The organism is Nocardia sp. NPDC060255, from assembly GCF_042727395.1.
GTDB lineage: Bacteria > Actinomycetota > Actinomycetes > Mycobacteriales > Mycobacteriaceae > Nocardia.
In genome coordinates this window covers 25,778-46,901 of sequence record NZ_JBHXAU010000016.1, presented here as the reverse complement: position 1 = coordinate 46,901, position 21,124 = coordinate 25,778, and the positions used below count along the sequence as shown (strand labels likewise).

General features: G+C 67.7%; 16 protein-coding genes. 8 read left to right on the top strand and 8 right to left on the bottom strand.

The features are described from left to right. The first annotated feature begins 13 nt into the window (after nucleotides 1–13). Nucleotides 14–1,435, top strand: coding sequence for a sensor histidine kinase (locus ACFWF1_RS26885; protein WP_379286817.1), 1,422 nt, complete (start codon nucleotides 14–16; stop codon nucleotides 1,433–1,435). 370 nt (nucleotides 1,436–1,805) lie between these two features. Then, nucleotides 1,806–2,720 (top strand): TAXI family TRAP transporter solute-binding subunit, encoded by a 915-nt coding sequence (locus ACFWF1_RS26880; RefSeq protein ID WP_379286819.1) that lies wholly within the window; start codon nucleotides 1,806–1,808, stop codon nucleotides 2,718–2,720. Between the two features lie 18 nt (nucleotides 2,721–2,738). On the opposite strand, the gene ACFWF1_RS26875 is transcribed toward ACFWF1_RS26880, so the two are convergent. After that, nucleotides 2,739–3,062, bottom strand: a complete 324-nt coding sequence (locus tag ACFWF1_RS26875; protein WP_357386312.1) for a metal-sensitive transcriptional regulator — start codon at nucleotides 3,060–3,062, stop codon at nucleotides 2,739–2,741. A 191-nt stretch (nucleotides 3,063–3,253) separates the two neighbouring features. Here ACFWF1_RS26875 and ACFWF1_RS26870 point away from each other — a divergent pair, with 191 nt between their 5' ends. Further along, nucleotides 3,254–4,063: an S-methyl-5'-thioadenosine phosphorylase gene (locus ACFWF1_RS26870; protein ID WP_379286821.1), complete on the top strand. Its 810-nt coding sequence runs from the start codon at nucleotides 3,254–3,256 to the stop codon at nucleotides 4,061–4,063. A gap of 32 nt (nucleotides 4,064–4,095) precedes the next feature. Beyond that, nucleotides 4,096–5,166, top strand: coding sequence for an NAD-dependent epimerase/dehydratase family protein (locus tag ACFWF1_RS26865; protein WP_379286823.1), 1,071 nt, complete (start codon nucleotides 4,096–4,098; stop codon nucleotides 5,164–5,166). A gap of 4 nt (nucleotides 5,167–5,170) precedes the next feature. Here ACFWF1_RS26865 and ACFWF1_RS26860 read toward each other — a convergent pair whose 3' ends face one another. Next, nucleotides 5,171–6,160, bottom strand: coding sequence for a GAF domain-containing protein (locus ACFWF1_RS26860; RefSeq protein WP_379286825.1), 990 nt, complete (start codon nucleotides 6,158–6,160; stop codon nucleotides 5,171–5,173). A gap of 105 nt (nucleotides 6,161–6,265) precedes the next feature. Then, nucleotides 6,266–7,099, bottom strand: coding sequence for an NAD(P)H-binding protein (locus ACFWF1_RS26855; protein WP_379286826.1), 834 nt, complete (start codon nucleotides 7,097–7,099; stop codon nucleotides 6,266–6,268). Nucleotides 7,100–7,143: 44 nt separating this feature from the next. On the opposite strand from ACFWF1_RS26855, the gene ACFWF1_RS26850 reads away from it, so the two are divergent. After that, entirely contained in the window at nucleotides 7,144–7,704 is a 561-nt protein-coding gene (locus ACFWF1_RS26850; RefSeq protein WP_379286828.1) for an NADPH-dependent FMN reductase, read from the top strand. Between the two features lie 147 nt (nucleotides 7,705–7,851). Here the strand turns inward: ACFWF1_RS26850 and eccE are convergent, their stop codons facing one another. Next, the gene (gene eccE, locus ACFWF1_RS26845; protein WP_379286829.1) at nucleotides 7,852–9,504 is read right to left on the bottom strand and encodes a type VII secretion protein EccE; all 1,653 of its coding nucleotides are present in this window, start codon (nucleotides 9,502–9,504) and stop codon (nucleotides 7,852–7,854) included. A 112-nt stretch (nucleotides 9,505–9,616) separates the two neighbouring features. Between eccE and eccB the strand changes: the two genes are divergently transcribed. Then, nucleotides 9,617–11,107, top strand: a complete 1,491-nt coding sequence (gene eccB / locus ACFWF1_RS26840; RefSeq protein WP_379286831.1) for a type VII secretion protein EccB — start codon at nucleotides 9,617–9,619, stop codon at nucleotides 11,105–11,107. Here eccB and ACFWF1_RS26835 read toward each other — a convergent pair whose 3' ends face one another. The 3 genes from ACFWF1_RS26835 to eccD form a co-directional block, all read right to left on the bottom strand. Beyond that, nucleotides 11,108–11,962, bottom strand: coding sequence for an ion channel (locus ACFWF1_RS26835; protein WP_379286833.1), 855 nt, complete (start codon nucleotides 11,960–11,962; stop codon nucleotides 11,108–11,110). 100 nt (nucleotides 11,963–12,062) lie between these two features. After that, the gene (gene mycP / locus ACFWF1_RS26830; protein ID WP_379286835.1) at nucleotides 12,063–13,397 is read right to left on the bottom strand and encodes a type VII secretion-associated serine protease mycosin; all 1,335 of its coding nucleotides are present in this window, start codon (nucleotides 13,395–13,397) and stop codon (nucleotides 12,063–12,065) included. Nucleotides 13,398–13,474: 77 nt separating this feature from the next. Then, nucleotides 13,475–14,941, bottom strand: a complete 1,467-nt coding sequence (gene eccD, locus ACFWF1_RS26825; protein WP_379286836.1) for a type VII secretion integral membrane protein EccD — start codon at nucleotides 14,939–14,941, stop codon at nucleotides 13,475–13,477. A 203-nt stretch (nucleotides 14,942–15,144) separates the two neighbouring features. Here eccD and eccCa point away from each other — a divergent pair, with 203 nt between their 5' ends. Continuing rightward, the gene (gene eccCa / locus ACFWF1_RS26820; protein WP_379286838.1) at nucleotides 15,145–19,179 is read left to right on the top strand and encodes a type VII secretion protein EccCa; all 4,035 of its coding nucleotides are present in this window, start codon (nucleotides 15,145–15,147) and stop codon (nucleotides 19,177–19,179) included. After that, nucleotides 19,179–20,633, top strand: coding sequence for a type VII secretion-associated protein (locus ACFWF1_RS26815; RefSeq protein WP_379286840.1), 1,455 nt, complete (start codon nucleotides 19,179–19,181; stop codon nucleotides 20,631–20,633). Before eccCa ends, ACFWF1_RS26815 begins: the two co-directional genes overlap by 1 nt. Before the next feature lie 186 nt (nucleotides 20,634–20,819). Here ACFWF1_RS26815 and ACFWF1_RS26810 read toward each other — a convergent pair whose 3' ends face one another. Next, the gene (locus ACFWF1_RS26810) at nucleotides 20,820–21,122 is read right to left on the bottom strand and encodes a WXG100 family type VII secretion target (RefSeq protein WP_379286841.1); all 303 of its coding nucleotides are present in this window, start codon (nucleotides 21,120–21,122) and stop codon (nucleotides 20,820–20,822) included. Between the last annotated feature and the right edge of the window lie 2 nt (nucleotides 21,123–21,124).

The window sequence follows — 21,124 nt, the reverse complement described above, 5'->3', positions numbered from 1 at the left end:
CCAGGGGGAGGCCATGCGGCGCCGGCTACTCATCGCGCTGACAGTGTTCGCCGCGATCGCGGTGCTGGCGTTCGCCGTCCCGCTGTCGCTGACGGTGGCGACGAGCCGGACCCAGCAGCTGGTGCTCGCCCGGTCCGGCGACGCCGATCGGTTCGCCAACCTCGCCGCCGCCGCGTCGACCGCGGGCGACAGTCGCGCGCTGTCGGACGAGGTAGGTCGCTATCACGAGCTGTACGGCGAAAACGTGCTGGTAGTCGATGCCAAGGGCGCGACTACCGCCAACGGTGGCGCGAACATGGACGATCCCGGTATCGGGGCGGCGGTGGCGGCGGCGCGGCGCAATCAGCGACCGCATGCGGAGGATCAGCTGACGCCGTGGGGTGCGCGGACCATGCTCATCGCGCGTCCGGTCGGCACCGGTGTGCAGGTGAACGGCGCGGTGGTGATCGAGGCGTCGACCGCGCGTGCGCGCGCCGATATCGCGCGGACCTGGGCGTTGATCGTGCTCGGCGGTACGGTCGCGATGGCCCTGTTCACCTTGCTGGCGCTGACTTTGAGCCGCTGGGTGCTGCGGCCGCTCGCGGCGCTCTCCCATGCGGTCGCGGATCTCACCGCGACACTGCCCAAACCGCGCGATGCCGCGGCACATCCGGTATCGATCGCGAGACATCACGGTGGGCCACCCGAAATGCGTGCCGTCGCGGAATCTTTCGACGCCATGGCGCTGGCTGTCGCCGACTCGGTGGACGCGCAACGTCAGCTCGTCGCCGATACCGCGCATGCCATGCGGAACCCGTTGGCTGCCTTAACAATTCGACTCGATTCATTAGAACATTCAGTACCCGGCAACGCGGCGAACACGTTTCGCAGCGCCAGCGCGGAGGTCGAACGGCTGACCGCACTGCTCGACGGCCTGCTGGCGCTGGCCTCCGCCGAAACTCCGGCCGCCTTCGACCTGACCGAGCTCGGCACGGTCGACAATCATTGCGACGCGGTGCAAGTGGTCGCCGATCGTTTCGACGCATGGCGCTCGGCATACGAGGCCGCGGGGCAGGAACTGCGCGTCAGCCCATCGTCCGAACACGCCGATGTTGCCGTCTCCGCCGATGTACTCGCGCAGATTCTCGATGTGCCGCTGAGCAATTCGTGTCGTTACGCGGGACCCGGCACCCGAACCGTGGTCACCGTGCGCACTGAGCCCGGCTGGGTCACCCTCACCATCCACGACGATGGCACGGGTGTCCCCGCCGACGAGATCGACCGCCTCACCACCCGCTTCTTCCGCGGCTCGACAGCCGTCAGCGGCGGCTCCGGCCTCGGCCTCCCCATCGCCGCCGCCCTCGCCCAAGCCCGCGGCGGCACCCTCACTGTGGCATCGATGAACCCGCACGGCCTCGCCGTGCACATCAGACTGCCCGCGGCGGAGTCCTTATGACCGAACGCTGGAACTGGTTGGTGCGGCACCCTCGCCATGGCGGCGATGAACTCGCACGGCCTCGTCGTGCAGATCAGGCCGCCCGCAGCGGAGTACAGATGGCTAAGCGCTGGGACTGCATGGTGCAGCACTCTCGCCGTCGCGGGGACGAACTCGCATGGCCTCGTCGTGCAGATCATGTTGCGTGTGGCGGAATCCAGATGACTGAGCGCTGGAATCGGTTGGTGCGGTGCCCTGCCCACCGCGGCGGTCGACCCGCGCGGCCTCGTCGTGCACGACAGGCTTCCTGCGGCGGAGTGTGCAAGTCGGAGCGGAACTGGTTGGCCCAGGCGGCATCCGACGCGGCAGGCGAATGCGGGGTGCCGTGGCGATGATGGGAAGGCGGGGATTTCTGGCGCTGAGCGGTGCGGCAGCGGTGGCAAGTATTGCCGGGTGTGGGCCGAGTGGTGGTGGGCCGGTCGTGCGGCTGGCTTCGGGGGAGGTCGGCGGGTTCTATTACGCGTTCGCGGGATTGCTGGGTGCGGCGGCGGCTCGGTCGGGGGACGTGCGGATCGAGCGGGTGACCACGTCGGGGTCGCAGGAGAATCTGATGATGCTGGCGCGGGGGCAGGTGGATGCGGCTCTGGCACTGTCGGATTCGGTCGGGGACAACACGGATCGGATGCTGGCGCTCGGCCGGGTGTACGAGAACTACCTGCAGCTCGTGGTGCGGTCGGACAGCTCGATCGGGAGCGTCGCGGGACTGCGCGGCAGGCGGGTGAGCCTGGGGGCCGACGGGTCGGGGGCGGCGTTGACCGGTGACCGGATTCTGCGGGTGGCCGGGCTGAATCCCGAAGCGGACGTGGAGGTTTCGCATCGGCCGTTGCGGGAGGCGATGGCGGAGTTGATATCAGGGGAGGCGGACGCGCTGCTGTGGGCGGGCGGCGTGCCGACGAGCGTGCTGGAGATCCCCAAACGCATGCGACTGGTGGATATGGGTGAGCTGGCCGTGCCGATGCGCGAGCGATTCGGCCCGGCGTACGACCGGGTGGAGGTCCCCGCCGACGCCTACCCCGGCGGCGTTGCCGTGCACACCATCGGAGTGGCGAACTATCTGCTCGCCGCCGCGTCCATGCCCGACAATATCGCCGCATCGATCGTGGAACTTCTGGTGTACCAAGCTGATTCGCTGGTGCCCACCGAGGCGGCGGGCACGCAATTCCTGGACGGCCGTTCCCTCATCGGCACCGCACCGGTCCCACTGCATCCGGGCGCCGCCGAGGTCTACCGCCGCTGGCATGGCTAGCGGCCGTACGAGCGTGGGTCAGGAGCGGACCAGCCGGGCGATGGCGTCGGTGGCCTCTTTGATCTTCGCCTCGGCCTCGGGCCCACCGGCGACTGCGGCGTCCACCACGCAGTGGCTGATGTGGTCTTCGAGCAGCCCCATCGCCACCGCCTGCAGCGCCTTGGTCATCGCGGAGACCTGGGTGAGGATGTCGATGCAGTACTTCTCCTCCTCCACCATCCGCTGCAGGCCGCGCGCCTGACCCTCGATCCGGCGCAGCCGCTTGAGGTAGTCGTCCTTTGCGGTGATGTAGCCGTGCGCGGCGTGATCGTGCGCGGTGTGGTCCTGTGGGGTGGGTGTCACCGTGTCTCCTCGCTGGCCGCCCGGTCGGCGGCCGGACCGGAATTAATACCCCCCTAGGGTACAGTTTTCCGTCGGACTTGTCAGGCAGGCGCTGGTCCGCCGGGGTAGCGCGGGCGTGCTGCGGCCCGATGCGCGCCGGAAGTTTCGATCCCCGTCGCGCGGCGGGCGCGCCGAGACGAGAGAATTGGTGCATGAGTTCGCATGCCAAGCCCGCGCTCGCCGTCATCGGCGGCAGCGGCTTCTACGATTTCTTCGACGACGAGTCGACCAATGTCGAGGTAGAAACCCCCTACGGGCCGCCGAGCGCGCCGATCGCGGTCGGCGAGGTGCAGGGCCGCCCGGTCGCGTTCCTGCCGCGGCACGGCAAGAACCACGAATTCGCCCCGCACACCCTGCCGTACCAGGCCAACATGTGGGCGCTGCGTTCGCTGGGAGTGCGCCGGATCTTCGCGCCGTGCGCGGTGGGCAGCCTGCGCGCGGACTGGGGTCCCGGCACGGTGGCGGTGCCGGACCAGCTGGTCGACCGCACCTCCGGCCGCCCGCAGACCTTCTTCGACGGCGGCGGCGTGCACGTCTCGTTCGCCGACCCGTACTGCGACGACCTGCGCACCGCGACGATCAAATCCGCCGACGACACGCTGCCGATGAAGGGCGCGGGCACCATGGTCGTCGTGCAGGGCCCGCGGTTCTCCACCAGGGCCGAGAGCCGCTGGTTCGCCGGGCAGGGCTGGGACCTGGTGAACATGACCGGACACCCCGAGGCTGTGCTCGCCAGGGAACTCGAGATGTGCTACGCCGCAGTCGCTTTGGTGACCGACCTGGACGCGGGACTGGAGGAGGGCGGCGGTGTGCACGCGATCGACGTCTTCGCCGAGTTCAAGCGCAACCTGGCCCCGTTCAAGGACCTGATCCGCCGCTCGGTGGCCGCGGTCACCGACACCGACACCTGCGATCGGTGCCGCGTACATACCGGAGTGTCGCTGCCTTTCGAGCTACCGTGACCCAGGTGGGGTGCCGAACAAAGGTGCGGTGAATGAGAGTGCTGGTCACCGGCGCGGCCGGTTTCCTCGGAACACACGTGTGCAAAGTCGTGTCTTCCGCAGGACATGAGGTAATCGCGGTCGATCTGATGCTCGACGCGGTGCACGGTCCGGACGCGCAGCCGCCTGCGGGCGTTGCGCGGGTGGACGTGCGCGACGCCGACGCGCTGGTGCCGCTGCTGGCGGGCATCGACGTGGTCTGTCATCTCGCCGCGGTCAGTGCGGGCGGCCCGGCCGACTTCGCGACACACAACGATCTCGGCACCGCGGCGCTGCTCGGCGCGATGGAGCGGGCGAAGGTGCGCCGGCTGGTGCTCGCGTCATCGATCGCCGTGTACGGCGAGGGCCGCTACCGCAGCGTGCGCGGCGGGCCGTTCTTTCCGGGGTTGCGCAGGCGCGCGGACATGGATCGGGGTCTGTTCGATCACCGGGCTCCGCGCACCGGGGATGTGCTGACCTGGGAGCCGGTGAGCGAGGACGCGCCGCTGCGCCCGCGCGGGAGCTACGGCGCGAGCAAGGTGGCGCAGGAAAACTACGCCTTCGCTTGGGGATTGAACGTCGGCGGCGCGGTGACCGCGCTGCGGCTGCATCAGGTCTACGGCGACGGCGCGCGCGCCGGGATGGTCGGCCAGGTGCGGGCCGCGCTGGACGCGGGGCGCGCGCCGCATGTGTTCGAGGACGGTGGGCAGGTTCGGGATTTCGTGCATGTGCGCGATGTCGCCGCCGCCATGCTCGCGGCGATCGAGCGGGCGCTGCCCGGGTTCGTTCCGCTGAATATCGCGTCGGGGCGGCCGATCACGCTGTGGGAGGTCGCCTCGATCATGGCCAAGGCGTGCGGCGGACCGGCGCCCGTGGTCACCGGGGAGTATCACCTCGGCGATGTGCGGCATTTCGTTGCCGATCCCGAACGGGCCAGGCGGACACTGGGTTTCAGTGCGGTGGTGGCGCCGAGGCGGGGGCTGGCCGAGTTCACGGCGGCTCCGGCCGAGGTGGCTGCGGCTCCGGTGCAGGTGGCTTCGGCGGCAGGCGTGCCGGTTTCGGCCGAAGGAGCGGCGGCCGGCTGACGAGTCACCGGGCCGGTGGGCGCTCGATGATATCCAGTTGGATGAGGGCGAATTCAGGCGCGCCCGTGCTGCCGCCGGGTAGCGGTGAGGCCGCCAGGTCGGCGACGAGCCAGTCGCCGTTGTCGGTGGCCAGCCGCATGCCCGGCATCGTCACCCGTTCGGCGCCGGATCGGATGTCGTTGCGGGCAACAATGATTCGGTCTCGGTCGGCGGGGTGCGGCACGGTCCGTTCGTCGGTGCCGCGACCCCAGCGCAGCCCGGGAACGGGGTCGGTGACCCACCGGATCAGCCGCACCTGGGCCAGGTCGACGATCGCGAGGTAGAGATTCGGTTGTGCGCCGCGCAGTAGGTCGAGGGTCGCGGCCTCGAACGATTTCCGTTGCGGCGCAACACTGTCGGTGACATCGACGGCAAGGCCGACCCAGTGGTACCGGTTCTCGTCCGGGTTGCGGGCGGCGAGCAGCAGCGTGCGCGGACCGGTCGGCGCACGCACGGTCGCCGTGTCGAGCCACCGGTCGCCGGGTGCGGACCTGGCCAGTATGGCCACGAGATCGAGTGCGCCATCGAATCTTTCGATCAGCTCGAAGGACTCCGCGCCGATCCAGACGATGCGGTCGTGCGCGAAATACGGTCCGAGGTCGTGCGGGAGGGCCTCGATTCGGCGGGTACGCGCGTCGACCCCGAACGCGGCGACGCCGACCGGCGGCGGTGGATCGCCGGAGCCCACCCAGACCCGGACGGCATGCACCCGGTGGTCCGGCCCGTGCAGCGGCACCACCAGGATGCGCTGGCCCGACCAGTTGTGCCGGGACTGCGGCAGCTGCTGGTCGACGATCGAACCGGTGGTGTAGGCGGTGGCGACGAGAGGCTGTAATCGTGTGGATACCGTGCGCTGGAACGACTTCCATTCGCGCGGCGCCGTACCGACCGCAAGCAGCGACCAGGTATCGACGTGTCCGAGCGTTTCGATGAGCAGCCAGCGCCCGAGTATCACAAATCCCCCTCCCGAGTCGAACACTATGCCACGGTCAGGCTGATAGCCAGTGCATATCGTGCCTGATTCGGCAGCGCGGGTCGAGCACGGGGCCCGGTTGCGAGGTCAGTGCGCGAAGTCGGCGGCGTGCGTGTGCGCCCACTGCTCGAAGGTACGCGGCGGGCGTCCGGTGAGGTCGCGCACGGTGGGGTACAGGGTCGCCTCGTCCAGGGTGCCGTCGGCGAAGAAGCTCAGGAAGGCGTCGACGTAGTGCTGTGGCATGGTGGCTGCCAATTCCGCCTTGGTCTCCTCGGTGGTGAGTCCGTGCGAGACCAGTTGCCGGTCCAAAACTGCTGCCAGCACGGCGATTTGGTCGGCGGGAAGCAAGGCCTGCGGGCCGGTCAGGTCCAGGACTCGGCCGTCGAGGTCGTCGCCGGTGAGGGCAAGGGCGGCCACGGCGGCGATGTCGGCGGGATCGATCGCGCCGACACGGACATCGGGGAACTGCACCCGGACCGTGTCGCCGGCCGCGAGCTGGGGCAGCCAGCGCAGGGCGTTCGACATGAACGACCGCGGACGCAGGAACGTCCAAGCAAGTTCGGATTCGCGCACCGCCTGCTCGGACAGCGTCATGTAGCGAGAGACTGCGTTGTCCAGGTCCCGCAGTCCCGCCGCGGCGCTCGACAGCAGCACAATCCGTTGCACACCGGCCTTTTTCGCGCGGTCGAGGAAGTCGGCCTGGTTGTCGTAACCCGGCAGCAGGAACAGCGCGCTCACTCCGTCGAGGGCGTCGGCCAGGGTCTCCGGGCGGTTCAGATCGCCGGTCGCCGCCGTGACACCGGCGGGCAGGGCGGCCTTCGCCGGATCGCGCACCAGCGCGCGCACCGGGGTGCCGGACTCGCTCAGCGCCGTCACGAGTTCGCCGCCGATGTTTCCGGTGGCGCCGGTTACCAAGATCATTTCGTCTTCCTTTCGGACCGCCGCGCCCGCGTTAAGCTCACGCGATGGACACTCCGTTGCGGCTCGAGGTCATAGTGGCCAGCGTGCGTCCGGAGCGGTTCGCTCCGGTGGTCGCAGACTGGTTCCTGCGCACATTACGCGCGCATCCCGAATTCGACACGGGTGTCATAGATCTGGCAGAAACCCACCTGCCCCTCGACCTCACCGACACCCCCGAGGTCACCGCCTACCGCTCCCGCCTGGCCGCCGCCGACGCCTTCGTCGCGATCACCTCCGAGTACAACCACGGCTATCCCGCCGCCCTGAAGACCGCCCTCGACACCGCCAAACACGAATGGCGCGCCAAGCCCATCGGTTTCGTCTCCTACGGCGGACTCTCCGGCGGCCTACGCGCCGTCGAACAGCTGCGTCAGGTCGTCGCCGAAATCCACATGGTCTCGCTCCGCGAAACCGTCAGCTTCCACCAGGCCAAGCGCCAATTCGACGCCACAGGCGAAACCAAGGGCGGCGCCGCCATCGACGCCGCAGACCGAATGCTCCGCCAATTGTCCTGGTGGGCAAAAACCCTCCGCACCGCCCGAACCACCGATCCGTACCCAGGCTGACCACCGCCCGCCGCGCACCGATCAGCGTGCGGGCATCAATGTGCCTGCGGCGCACTGATTGTTCTGCTGCGCACGAAGTTGCTGGCTAATTCGTGCGCGGCGGACTGGAACGTGCGCGGCACGTCGGTGCGCACGGTGGGTGCGGGGTCAGCCTGCGCTGGGGACGGGGGCGCCGCGGCGGCCGCGCGGGTGGCCGATGTAGGTGGCTTCGCGGGGGATGGAGACGAGGGTGAGGTCTACCTGGGCGGTGCCGGTGCGCAGGATGACGTGGTTGCCGATCGCCGAGGGCTGGTGGATGGCGAGGTCGGGGCGGGTGGCGGGCCAGCCCATCGGGTCGCCGGTGACGTAGATGGTGGTGACACCGGCGTGCGGGGCGGGCGCGAGGACGCCGTCCACCACGGTCGCGGTGAAACCCGCGTCGGACTGGTGGGTTTCGACCGCGAGGGTGAGCCGCTCGGGGTTGCCGATGGTGGTGACCAGGTTTTCCCAGGCGTGCGCGCGATCGGTGCGGATCAGGATGCGCTCGCCGACCGCGAGCGCGCGGAACACCAATTGCTGTGCGAGATAGAGCTCCCCGGCCACGTACACGGTCGAGATGCCTGCGCCGACGATGCGGACCGCGACGCCGTTGCCCTCGTCGTCGGAGCCGATCAGCTGCCCGCAGCCGGACGACGGCAGGTGCAGCGCGTCGATCAGGTCGATCGGGTATTCGCTCATCGGAACGGCGGCGTCCACGCCGGGCACGGCCAGCGGCAGGTGGGCGAGCAGCCCGTCGCGGTGCCGCCCGTGCATCGACACCATGCCGGCAAGCTTGCTGCGCTCCGGCAGTTCCCGCGCGGTCAGCCGCCACGCGGCGCCGATGCTCACCGACTCGGCGGAGCTACCCGGCCGCAGCCGCACCGCCACGGTGGTGCCGCGCGACGGCGCCACCCACAGCTGCGCGAGCAGGTCCGAGCCGAGCCGCTTCGGGTCGACGGCCATGCCGATGTTCACGCTGTTGCCGATTTCGGCGTAGCGCCACCGATGTTCGAGGGTGCGCGGGTCGAAGCCGCTGGTGATCTGCAGGACCGCCTTGCGGATTTCCGGCGCGGTCAGGATGCGCGCGTTGCAGTCGGCGTCTTCGAGCGTGCGCATGATGCGCTGGGTCGCGATGGTGACCGCGCGGGACGCGCCCTCCGCGCCGCCACCACGCCGGGCGGCGGCCTCCGGGCAAGCCACCGCGTCGAAGCTGATCGCCAACCAGACGGTGCGATGCGCGGTGGCGGGCAGTGGCCCGAGCAGCGATTCGTAGATCTTGCCCGCGGGGGTACCCGACCTGCTGCGGTGTCCGTGGCTGACGATGTCGATGCCGCTGAGCAGGATGTCGTGCTGGCTGAGGCATTTCGCCAGTTCCGGCAGCGGCAGCAGGTGCGAGGCGTGCACGGTGTTGCGGGCGATCCTGGTCAGCCCGCCGGGAGGAGCGAGCACCTCGACGACCGTGACCACCCGGCTGCCCTCCCAGTACAGGCCGAGCGAGCGTCCGTCGGTGCCGCGATAGTCGACGGTCTGGCCGATCGTGTACTCACGCTTGGTGAGGTAGCGCCACCAGGTCGCGATCCAGTCCAGCACGGTGCGCTTGGCGATCGGGATCAGCGGAATCAGCGCGACGACGATGCCCACCCCGAGCGCGATCAGCGGCTGCAGTCCGGCGAGCAACGCCACCACGCCTGCGATAAAGCCGATGACCTGCGCAATCAACAGATTCTGCAGCGAGATTCGGCCAAAGAGCGGCCGTGGTCCCGCCCCGGCAGGTTCCGCCATCGTCGTCCCCCAAGTACCCGGTGTCGGCCCTTTAATAGTGGCCGAGCTGAACAAGAGTCCTCGGGAACTGTACTGTGTTGCGCGAACGTGAGCACTGTTCGGGGGAGGAATAATGCCTTCAAAACCCACCACTCGGTGGCAGGTCAGCGGCTACCGCTTTCTGGTCCGCCGGATGGAGCACGCCCTGGTCCGCCGGGACGTGCGGATGCTGCACGACCCGATGCGCTCGCAGTCGCGGGCGTACGCGGCCGGGCTGGTTTTGGCGATCGTCGTGTTGGCCGGTTGTGGTGTCCTGGCGCTGCTGCGTCCGCAGGACAAGATCGGCGACAAGAAGATCCTGATCGCGAAGGAATCCGGCGGCGTCTATGTGCAGATCGACGACGTCGTGTACCCCACGCTCAACCTGGCCTCGGCCCGCTTGGCCGCCGATGATTCCTCCAAGCCGACGATCGTCAAGGATTCCGAGCTCGGAAAGAAGCCGCGCGGCCAGCTGATCGGTATCCCCGGTGCGCCCAGCTCGTTGATTTTCGACAAGGCGGGCAAGGGGCGGAGCTGGACCGTCTGTGATTCGTTGAAGACCGATGGCAGCGACGACCGCACCACGTCGGTGCTGATCGGCGATCTCGACACCGGTGACAGGGCATCGGAGCTGGGCAAGGACCAGGCCTTGCTGGTGAAGGGCAAGACTGCGACTTACCTGGTGTGGAACAACACGCGGGCGCGCGTCGACATGAACGACCCGTACGTCACCGGGCCGTTGAATATCCGCGGGGCAACGCCGCGCCCCATCAGCGAGGGGCTGCTGAACTCCATTCCCGAAGTGATGCAGATCGTGCCGCCGAAGATCGACGATCCGGGTGGGATTCCCAACGGCTACTCGATCAATAATTTGAAGATCGGCACGGTTGTTCAGCGATCCGGCAAGGCTGACCAGAATTACGTGCTGCTGCGTGATGGTTTGCAGCAGATCAACCCGTTGACCGCCGACATCATTCGGGCTTCGCAGCGAAACCCGGACCACGGCACCGCCGTCAGCGACAACGAGGTGACGCTGCCGCCGCCGTCCAAGGCCTTGCAGGTGGACTCGTATCCGGTGACCGCGCCTACGATCGTCCAGCCCTCCGCTCGTCCGGTGAGCTGCCTGTCGTGGAAGCCGATCGCCGCCGCAGTGGGTAACGCCGACGTCGCCGTGCGCGCGAACCTGGCGGTGATCGACGCGACCGATCTCCCGATGCCGAAGAGCGCCAAGCTGGTTCCGCTCGCGCAGGCCGACGGCAAGGGCGACAACGTCGACTCGGTGTACTTCAAGCCGGGCTCGGGTGCCTTCATCCAAACCACCGGCATCGAAGTAGACAGCCGCCGCAAAGACAGCTTGTTCTACGTTTCCGATACCGGCGTCCGCTACGGCATCAAGAACAAAGATGCGGCGAAAGCGCTCGGTATGGACATAGACGGAGGCGTGACGCCGGAACCCGCACCATGGCCGATCGTCGGTCTACTTGCGGGTGGGCCGACCATGGGTCGTGAGGAAGCGATGGTCGCGCACGACGGCATCGCCCCCGACCCGAGCCCGGCCAAGCAGCCGATCGCCTCGTCGAAGTAGCTATCGACCGTCCGCGCCAACGGAATTCGAGGTTTCCGCGGGGTCGTCCGCGTGTAGCGCGGCGACCTCGGCGCGTAACGCCCGAATCTCCTCGACCAGCACGTTGATCTCCCGATCGGCGCGCAAAGCACGGATCTCCTCGACCAGCACATTGATCTCCCGATCGGTGCGGTCGGCGGACTCCTCGACGGTCTTCAGCTGATCGATCACCCAGCTGGTGGTGGTGCCGATGGCGAAGGAGATGATGCCGATGCCGAAGGTCATCAGCACCAGGGAGATCAGCCTGCCCTCGCCGGTGACCGGGTAGACGTCGCCGTAACCGACGGTCGTGACCGAGACGGCCGACCACCACAGTGCGTCACCGAAATTCAGCACCTTGCTGCCCTCGACGCCGTACTCGGCGTCGAAAAAAGCCAGGCTGCACAGGAACAGGATCAGCACCGAGCTGGTGCCGACGAACACCGCCAGCCGGGTGCGATGCGTCAATGTGTGCCGGTTCAGTGTGCCGAGCACCAGCACCGCCGCCCGCACCAGCCGCAGCGGGCGAAACGGCGGGACGAGCACGATCAACAGCTCCACCGGATGGGTGCGCAGGAATTGCCAACGGCGAGTGGACAACCCGAACCGCATCAGAAAGTCGGCGGCGAACAGCACCCAGATCACCACGTCCACCCGTTCGAGCCAGGCATCCAACTGCGGCGAAGCGCCGGTATCGAGCACGAACCAGGCATAGACGCCGAGAAATAACACCGCGAGCACCACCATCGGCACCGCGGTGACCCGCTCCCACGCCTGCCTGCGACTCGGCCCCTTGGTAATGGACGTGCTGCTGACCGCTTGTACTTGCTGCTCCATGGGAACTACCTGCGTCGATTCGGATCCGGCACCCTGTGTACCGCAGTTTGCCGTGCAGACGCTACAGGGACCGCACCCGAATTTCGGTCAGGTCGTGCTGCTACATGTCGTCGCCGGAGATGCCGAATCGGCGGCGGATCGGAAAGGATGCGAGCATGCCGAGGATTAGCAGGATGGCGACGGTGCCGCTGCCGATCAGGGCGATATTGCGGGCTCGGTTGTCTGGTGGCGGGGTTGGTGCGGGTACCGCGAGCTGCACTTGCTTGGGTGCGGCGGAGCGTTTCGGTGGCAGGGGTTCGGTGACTTCGGCGGTGAGTGCCGCGACCGGATCGATTGCGCCGTAGCCGACGTAAGGGTTCCAGCCTCCGCCCGGGGCGTGCGCGGTCGCCTCGAGTCGCTTGATCACTTCGAGCGCGCTGAGTTCGGGGAAGCGGGCGCGGACCAATGCGGCCACACCGGATACATAGGGTGCGGCAAAGCTGGTGCCTGCGTTCGGAATCAGCCCTTGGCTCTCGTATTTGCCGGTAATGGTTCCGGTGCCGCGTGGATCGAGCGAGACAATGTTCTCTCCGGGTGCGGCTATGCCGACCCACGGTCCCGGAACAGTGAACTTCGAGGGTGCGCCATTTTCGTCGATTGATCCGACCGAGAGAACGTAGTCGTCGAAACGTGCGGGCGTGACGTTGGTTGTCACGTTTTTCCACGGGTCGCGGTCGGGATGCAGCGGGTCGATCAGGTTGGGATTACTGGGTTTGCACTTGTCGTCGGTGTTGCCCGCGGCCACCACCACGACGGCGTTCATCTCGAGCGTTGCGTAGCGCACGGCGGCGCCGACTGCGCCATCGCCGAGCTGTTCGTCCGCTGACAAGCAGGAAACCAAGGAGATGTTGATGACTGAAGCATGCCGGTCGGCAGCGCGACGAATAGCGGACGCAAGCGCTTCGATTCTGCCGTATCCCTTGGCCGGGTCCTCGGGTCTCTTGTCCTGCCGGCCGGGGGTGTCGTACAGGGCGCTGGTTTGGCGGATCGACAAAATGCGGGCCTCGGGCGCGACACCGTAAAACCCTTGCCCGTCTACCTGTTTCGCGGCGATGATGCCCGCCACGATGGTGCCGTGCGCATCGCAGTCCTCGCTGACACCGTCACCAGGGTCTGCCACATAATCACCGCCCGCCTCCACGTCGGGCAGGCGTGGATGACGGACGACTCCCGTGTCGATGACGGCGATGAGCTGGCCCTCTCCTTTGGAGAACTCCTGGGCGCGCTTCAGATTCAGTGCCAGCTGCGGTGCCGGAACGGTCGGGCCGTCGCCGCCCTGCTGCGTGGAGTAACAGGGGGAGTTGGCCGGATGTTCGGTCTTGTCCGGCGGTCGGGCCGGGTCGCCCGGCGGCAGCAAGGCCGGATCGACCGGCGGTGGCCGATCCGCGTGTGCCACACCCTGACTCGCGCCTAGCCCGACCGACATGCTCAGTGCGAGAACTACTGCCGCTGCGCTGGTGCGCAGGTACCGGTTCACAGTCCGCGGACGAGGGAGTAGAGGCCGGCTACCCAGAAGACGAGGGGGAGGACGGCGGCGACGAAGGCGTATTCGAGGAGTTCGACGCCGCGGCGCATGGGTGGGGTGGCGGATTGGTTGGGGATGATGATGCCGAAGATGAGGGCGGCGATCAGGATGACCATGGCGGTGCCGAAGACGGCGAGTGGCTGGTCCATCTCGAAACTGGCGCCGATCAACATGATCAGCACGATGCCGGCGCCGCCCGCGATGAGGACGACGGCCTGTTCGGCGCCCGCGTAGGTGCGGCTGCGGAACATCAGGACCACGGCGCACACCAGGGCGAGGGCGATGCCCTGCCAGTACGGGTCGTCGGCCATCGGGTCGGTCGCGGCCAGTGCGCCGACGACGGTGACCATGGTGGTGGCCGCGACGAGCCCGGCCAGGTACATGCGGGCGCGCTCCGACTTGACCCGCAGTGCCTCCATGGTGGGCAGGGCGCGGTGATCGTCGGGGTCGTCCTCGGTCGGGTCGATCGGGGTGCCGGGGGAGGGGACCGGCGGCAGCGGCAGTTTGGACAGCAGCATGGAGATGCGCGGTCCCATGGCGAGTCCGGCGAGTCCGAGTGCCGCGGCGCCCGCGCCGATCGCGCGTTCCGGCTGTGCGGTGAGCAGGCCGACGAGGGCGGCGGGGACCGCGTACACCGCGAGGGTGGTCGCACCGATGAACAGGGCCAGGCCGACGCCGCTGACTCGCCACGCCAATACCGCTGTGGCGCCTAGCAATACGGAGCCGAGCAGCAGGTGTGGCCAGCCGTAATGATCGGGCACGTAGAGCATGCCCGCGGTGAAGGCGGTCGGTAGCGCGCAGCCGCCGAGGACCAGGGCGGTGGAGGTGTCGCCGTACATCCGGCTGAGCACCATGGCCGCGACCACGAGCAGGATCGTCACGGCCAAGGCGACCGAACCGCTGACCCAGTAGGGCAGCGAACCGGGCGCGAGCAGCAGGCCGAGACAGCCGACCAGCATGGTGAGCGCCGCCAGCACCGAACCGGTGATCCGCGCGACCTTCGGGGTCCAGCTGCGGTAGTGGTCGGTGTCGGCGATCGCGACGTTGTACATGATGTCGTCGAACAGCGGCGTCGGCGCGGTGTGCGAGGCGCTCTCCAGCATGAGTAGCTCGCCGTCGCGGACACCGTGCTCGCCCAGGCTGAGCGAATTGGAGAACGGCGGGTGGCCGATCCGGGCCAGCACCCACTCGGCGGGCTCGAAGCGCTCGCCCTCGTTGTCGAAGTCGTTGGTACGGCTGTGCTGTGCGACCATGTCGACGACGCTCGGGATCACCAGTGCGACAGGCACGTCCACCGGGATCGCCATATCCACCTGGGTGTGCTTGGCGAGGATGGTGACCCGGGCAAGGTCCGGTGCGCGCACGATGCCGTGCGAGGAGTTTTCATCGATGTGGTCAAGTCGCGCGTGCGTCAAGCTTCCCCCAACTCGTCTTCTACCTCGTATTTTCGCAAACCCGAGACCCTACGTCGAGTTTGCGAACCCACGGTTCGGGCAGCAGAATGCTGGTCGAACTGTACGACATGTCGGCGGCGGCCTCTACACTGAGCCGGAATCACAGCAGTCGAGGAGGGGGATTCTCGCACCATGAGGGAACCGAGCGCCGGCGAGGTGCAGGAATGAGTACCGTCCGGTTCCAGCGACGCGCGCGCCGGGAGATGCCGCGCTCGCCCGGTGGCGAGGTCACCCTGCAGCCGCCGCCCGAGATCCCCCGGGTGACGCCGGGCAACCTGCTGATGAAGCTGATGCCGGTCGTGATGATCATCGGCATGGTCGGCATGATGGCGCTGATGTTCACCCAGGGCGGTGGCATCGGGTCGAACCCGATGAGCATGATGTTCCCGCTCATGATGATGTTCTCGATGGTCGGCATGTTCGCGGGCCAGGGCGGCGGCAAGGGCGCCAAGGCCGCCGAGGCGAACGAGGACCGCAAGGACTATCTGCGCTATCTGGATCAGGTGCGCCGCGACGTCGACACCACGGCCACCCAGCAGCGCGCCTCGGTCGAGTGGAGCCACCCCGAGCCCACCCTGATCTGGATGCTCGCGGGCACCAGCCGCATGTGGGAGCGCCGGGCCGGCGACAAGGACTTCTGCCACGCCCGCATCGGCGTCGGCGGCCAGCGGCTGGCGACTCGCCTGGTCGCGCCGGAGACCGGACCGGTCGAAGAGCTGGAGCCGATCGCGGCCGTCTCGCTGCGCCGCTTCGTGCGCGCGCACTCGACCGTGCCCGACCTGCCGACCGCGATCGCGGTGAAGGGCTTCGCGACCATCGCCCTGGACGGCGACCGGGCCGAGGCCAGGGACATGACGCGCGCGATGCTGTTGCAGCTCAGCATGTTCCAGGCGCCGGACCAGGTGTTGTTCGCGGTGGTCTGCGGTCCGGACACCGCGCGTGAATGGGAGTGGACCAAGTGGCTCCCGCACACCCAGCACCCCGACGCGCAGGACGGCATCGGCACCCAGCGGATGTTCTACGGCTCGATCCGCGAAGCCATGGCCGGCCTGCAGCCGCTGCTCGGCAACCGGGTCCGCTACTCGCGTAACCAGCCGGCCAACGCGAACATGGTGCACATCGTGATCATCGTCGACGGCGGCCTGCTGGAGGCCGAGGACGATCAGCTGCGCGAATCCGGCTACGAGGGCGTCACCATCATCGATCTGTGCGGGTACGCACCGCGGTTGGCGGTGTCGCGCGGCATCAAAATGATCGTGGAGAACGGCGAGTGTGTCGGCCGCGGCGCGACCGGCAACCAGGAGCGCTTCGCGCTGATCGACCGGATCAGCCCGCAGCAGGCCCAGCAGGTGGCTCGCAGGCTCGCGCCCTATCGCGCGGCGACCCAGCGCAGCAGCGACGTGGAAACCGATGACTCCGAGGTGATCTCGACCTGGAGCCAGCTGATGGGCCTCGGCGACATCGGCATGTTCAACCCCGAACACGCCTGGCGCCCGCGCTATGGCCGGGAACGGCTGCGGGTGGCCTTCGGTGTCGGCGCCGACGGCCTGCCCGTCGAACTCGATATCAAGGAAGCCGCCGAGAACGGCATGGGCCCGCACGGCCTGTGCATCGGCGCCACCGGTTCGGGTAAGTCGGAGTTCCTGCGCACGCTGGTGCTCAGCCTGCTCGCCACCCACTCGCCGGACCAGCTCAACCTGGTGCTCGTCGACTTCAAGGGTGGTGCGACGTTCCTTGGACTGGACAGTGTCCCGCACGTCGCGGCCGTCATCACCAACCTCGAAGAAGAAGCCGATCTCGTCGATCGTATGAAGGACGCGCTGGCCGGTGAGATGAACCGCCGCCAGGAGGTGCTGCGCGCCGCGGGTAACTTCGCCAACGTCTCCGAATACGAGAAGGCCCGCGCGGCGGGCGCCGACCTGGATCCGCTGCCCGCGCTGTTCGTGGTGCTCGACGAGTTCTCCGAATTGCTCACCCAGCACCCGGATTTCGCGGAACTGTTCGTGATGATCGGCCGGCTCGGCCGCTCGCTGCACGTGCACCTGCTGCTCGCCTCGCAGCGCCTCGAAGAGGGCAAGCTGAAGGGCCTGGAGAGCCACCTGTCCTATCGGATCGGCCTGAAGACCTTCTCCGCCAACGAATCCCGTCAGGTGCTCGGCGTGCCCGACGCCTACAACCTGCCGAACAACCCCGGTGGCGGTTACCTGAAGTCGGACTCCGGCGAGATCGTCCGGTTCCAGGCCTCCTACGTCTCCGGCCCCTACGTCGGCGGCGGCTCGCAGCGTGACATCACCGTCGCCACCCAATCCGGCGACATCGACATCAAGGCGCGGCCGTTCACCGCCACCCACGTGGATTTCCGGGCGATCGACCGGGTTCCGCTGCCCGCCGAGCCCAGCGAGGGCGAGCAGCAGAGCGACGACGGCGAACAGGTCTCCAACGTGCACATGCTGGTCTCGCGGATCAACGGCCACGGCCGTCCCGCGCACGAGATCTGGCTGCCGCCGCTGGACGAGGCGCCGACGCTCGACCAGCTCATCCCGCGCTCCATCCTCACAGGCGAGTACGCCGCGGTGGCCACGCTGCGCGCTCCGATCGGCATCGTCGACCGGCCGTACGACCAGCGGCGTGACCCGATGGTCGTCGACCTGTCCGGTGCCCGCGGCAACGTCGCCGTCGTCGGCGGCCCGCAGTCGGGCAAATCGACCGCGCTGCGCACGCTGATCATGGCCATGTCGCTGACACACACCGCCGAGCAGGTGCAGTTCTATTGCCTCGACTTCGGTGGCGGCACACTGATGAGCCTGCAGGGCCTGCCGCATGTCGGTTCTGTCGCAAGCCGATTGGACGGGGACCAGGTCCGGCGGACCGTCGCCGAGATGACCACCATCGTGCGCACGCGCGAGGCGCGATTCCGGCAGCTCGGCATCGAGTCGATGACCGAGTTCCGTCGCCTGCGCGCCATGGATCCGTCCAGTAGCCCGGCCGCGACCGGTGCGCACGAGGATCCGTTCGGCGATGTGTTCCTGGTGATCGACGGTTTCGGTTCCATCCGCCAGGACTTCGAGGCGCTCGAACAGACGATCATGAACTTGGCGGTACAGGGTCTGTCGTATGGCGTGCACATTGTCATCGCGCTGGCAGGCTGGCGTGAGGCGCGACCCGCCCTCAAGGATCAGATCGCCACCAGAATTGAACTGCGACTTGGTGATCCGATGGATTCCGATCTCGGTCGCAAGTTCGCCTCGATGGTTCCGCAGGCTCGTCCCGGTCGCGGTATGACGCCGGACTGTCTGCACATGCTCACCGGTCTGCCGCGCATCGATGGCAGCTCGGACCCGACCGATATCGGCCAGGCCGTCGGCGATGCGGTCGCGACGATCGCGCGGTTGACGCCAGGCCGTCCGGCACCGGCGGTGCGCATGCTGCCCGAGGAACTTGCGCGCGAGCAGCTGCTGTACCTGGCAGGCAATTGGCCTTCGCAGGTCGACCAATCGGTCAAGTGCATGCGAATCCCCATCGGTATCAACGAAGCCGAGTTGGCGCCGGTATACATCGACTTCGCCGAGAGCCCGCATTTCATCATCATCGGCGATACGGAGAAGGGAAAGACGGCGCTGCTGCGCTCCATCGTCGAGGGCATCTGCGCGTCGAACACTCCGGACAGTGCGCGGATCATCATGGGCGACTATCGGCGCTCGATGCTCGGCATGGTGCCGGAAGGCTACCTCGCCGGATACGGCTCGACCGCGCCTCAATTCACCCAGAACATGGCCGATCTCGCCGCGTACGTCAGCAACAGGACGCCGGGCGCGGACGTGACGCCGCAGCAACTGCGGGACCGCTCGTGGTGGAGCGGGCCCGAGTTGTATGTGGTCATCGACGACTACGACCTGGTGTCCACGTCGAGCGGCAATCCGGTCCAGGCCTTGCTCGAGCATCTGCCGCACGCCCGCGACCTGGGTTTCCATCTGATCATCGCCCGGCGTTCGGGTGGCGCGGGCCGCGCCATGTTCGAGGCGACGCTGGCCAGGATGAAGGACCTCGGATCGGCCGGTCTGATCATGAGCTGCAGCCGCGACGAGGGTGTGCTGATGGGTGTGACGCGGCCGAGCGCGATGCCGCCGGGGCGCGGCACATATGTCACTCGAAACTTCGAGGGTTTGATCCAGACGGCCTGGACGCCGCCACAGAACTGATGTCCACCGTCGAGCTGGTTGTCACCGACACGCGCGTCTGGGCGCGTGGCGCGACGACGCACTGGGACCTGCCACCCTCGATCGTGTTGGGCAGCAACGGGTTCGATCTGGTGGTCGGTGAGTCGCTGACTCCGCCGACCCAGGTGAGTTCCGCGGTGCAGTATGTGGCGGCCGAGGCTGTGGCGTTGCTGCCGCGCGTCCCGTCCGTTATCGATGCGCTGACCGCGGTGTTCGCCGCGGTGCTGGAGAACCTGCGCATTGCCGCGCCGTGTGAGCGGATCACCCTGATCTGCCCGACCGAATGGGGTGCGTCGCGTCGCTCCGTCTTGGACCAGGCGGCTCGTCGCTTCACGACGGGTGTCGTGTTCGAGGACCTGGCGGTGCGGGCCGTAGCGGCGGACGAGGGCACCAGCCACAGCCGTCGCACGCTGGTGCTGGAGTTCGGCGCCCTCACCACCACGGCCACCGCGGTCATCCGCAGCCACCAGGGTGTGCACATCGAATCCTGCGAGCACCAGCCAACTCTCGCGCTCGCCGAAGTACTGCCGGAATCGCCCGGCTTCACCGCCCTGTGTGCGTTGATCGACCGGGTGCTCGACGGGCAGCCCGCCGACCTTGCCCAAACCGTCGGTGTCACCGATGCAGGCAAACTCGACCTCCTGCGCGCCGCCGTGCAACAGCGGTGCGGTGCGGGCGTCGGGTTGCGGGCACTCACCGGGCCCGAGCTCATTCGCGGTCATCAGACGGAACCGCTGCACCAGCCGGAGGTGCCGTCCATCCTGTCGCAGACCGAGTGGATGCAGCCGCTGCGTGCACGCGCCGCCGCCCAGCGGCCGCCCCGCAGTGGCCTCGGTTATGTGGGCGCGGCCATCGCCGCAGTGGTCGTGGTTGCGGCCGTTGTCGTGGGCGGCGTTGTGCTGCTGAATCGATCCGACGACACTCCTGCCGCTGTACCTAACGCAGCCGCGCCGAGCAGCAGTGCCGCGGCGCCGACGACCAGTGCGACCGCGCCGACCACCACTGCCGGGCCGGAAACGTATGGCCGCGTACGCTTTCAGGCCCCGGATGGCTGGCACATCGCGTCGACCCCCGATGCCAACGGCAAATCCCGAGTTGATCTGTCCCCGGATGACGGTGCCCGCCTACGTGTCACAGTGACGCAAACCCCGGTCGCAGCGGGCGCGAGCTACGAGCAGGTCGCGGCAAAGCTCGAAACCCAGATGAACCAGCGTCCCGCCGGCGTGATGTCCGATCTGCAGCGCGACGTCGTCTACGGCGGCCGATCCACCCTTGCGTACACCGAACGACCCGGCGACGGCTCGACCGTCCGCTGGCATGTGTTGCTGGAGTACGGAATTCAGGTCAGTATCGGCTGCCAATATATTGGAAACGATTGGCAGTCTTTATCGACTACCTGCGAGAACTTCGGTAGTTCAGTCCGCGTGATTCAGTAACCTCGGCCCCGCCGTCACGAAGTATTACTGGATAGCGAAGGCGTGGCACCTGGGCCGAAAAGCCCAGGTATCTCTCGATGTCGGAGGCGAGTAGCCGCGCACCGCCGCACGACTATGTTTGAAACTCACATAATTCGGCCCCCGGCAAGTAGCTTGCCGGGGGCCGAATTGGCCGAGACAGGGTTCTCAGAAAAGTCCTGCGAGGCTGGTGTCGGTGCTCTGCAGATCCGTGTTACCGGAGCTGACTGCCCGGCCAGCGGTCTCCAGCGTGGCGTTCAGCTGGGTGACGCTGGTGTTCCACTGCGTCTGGAGCTGGGCGAACGCGTCGTTGGCGTCACCCTTCCAGTAGTTGGTCACGAAGTCGGTGACCTGCTTGTGGAAGTCCTCGAGCATGCTCGAGATGTTCTTCGCTTCGGACACGATGGACTGGGCGCCAGCCTCGACCGCTCCGAAGTTAGAGGAAATCGTGCTGGGGTCGTTCGCTGTCATCT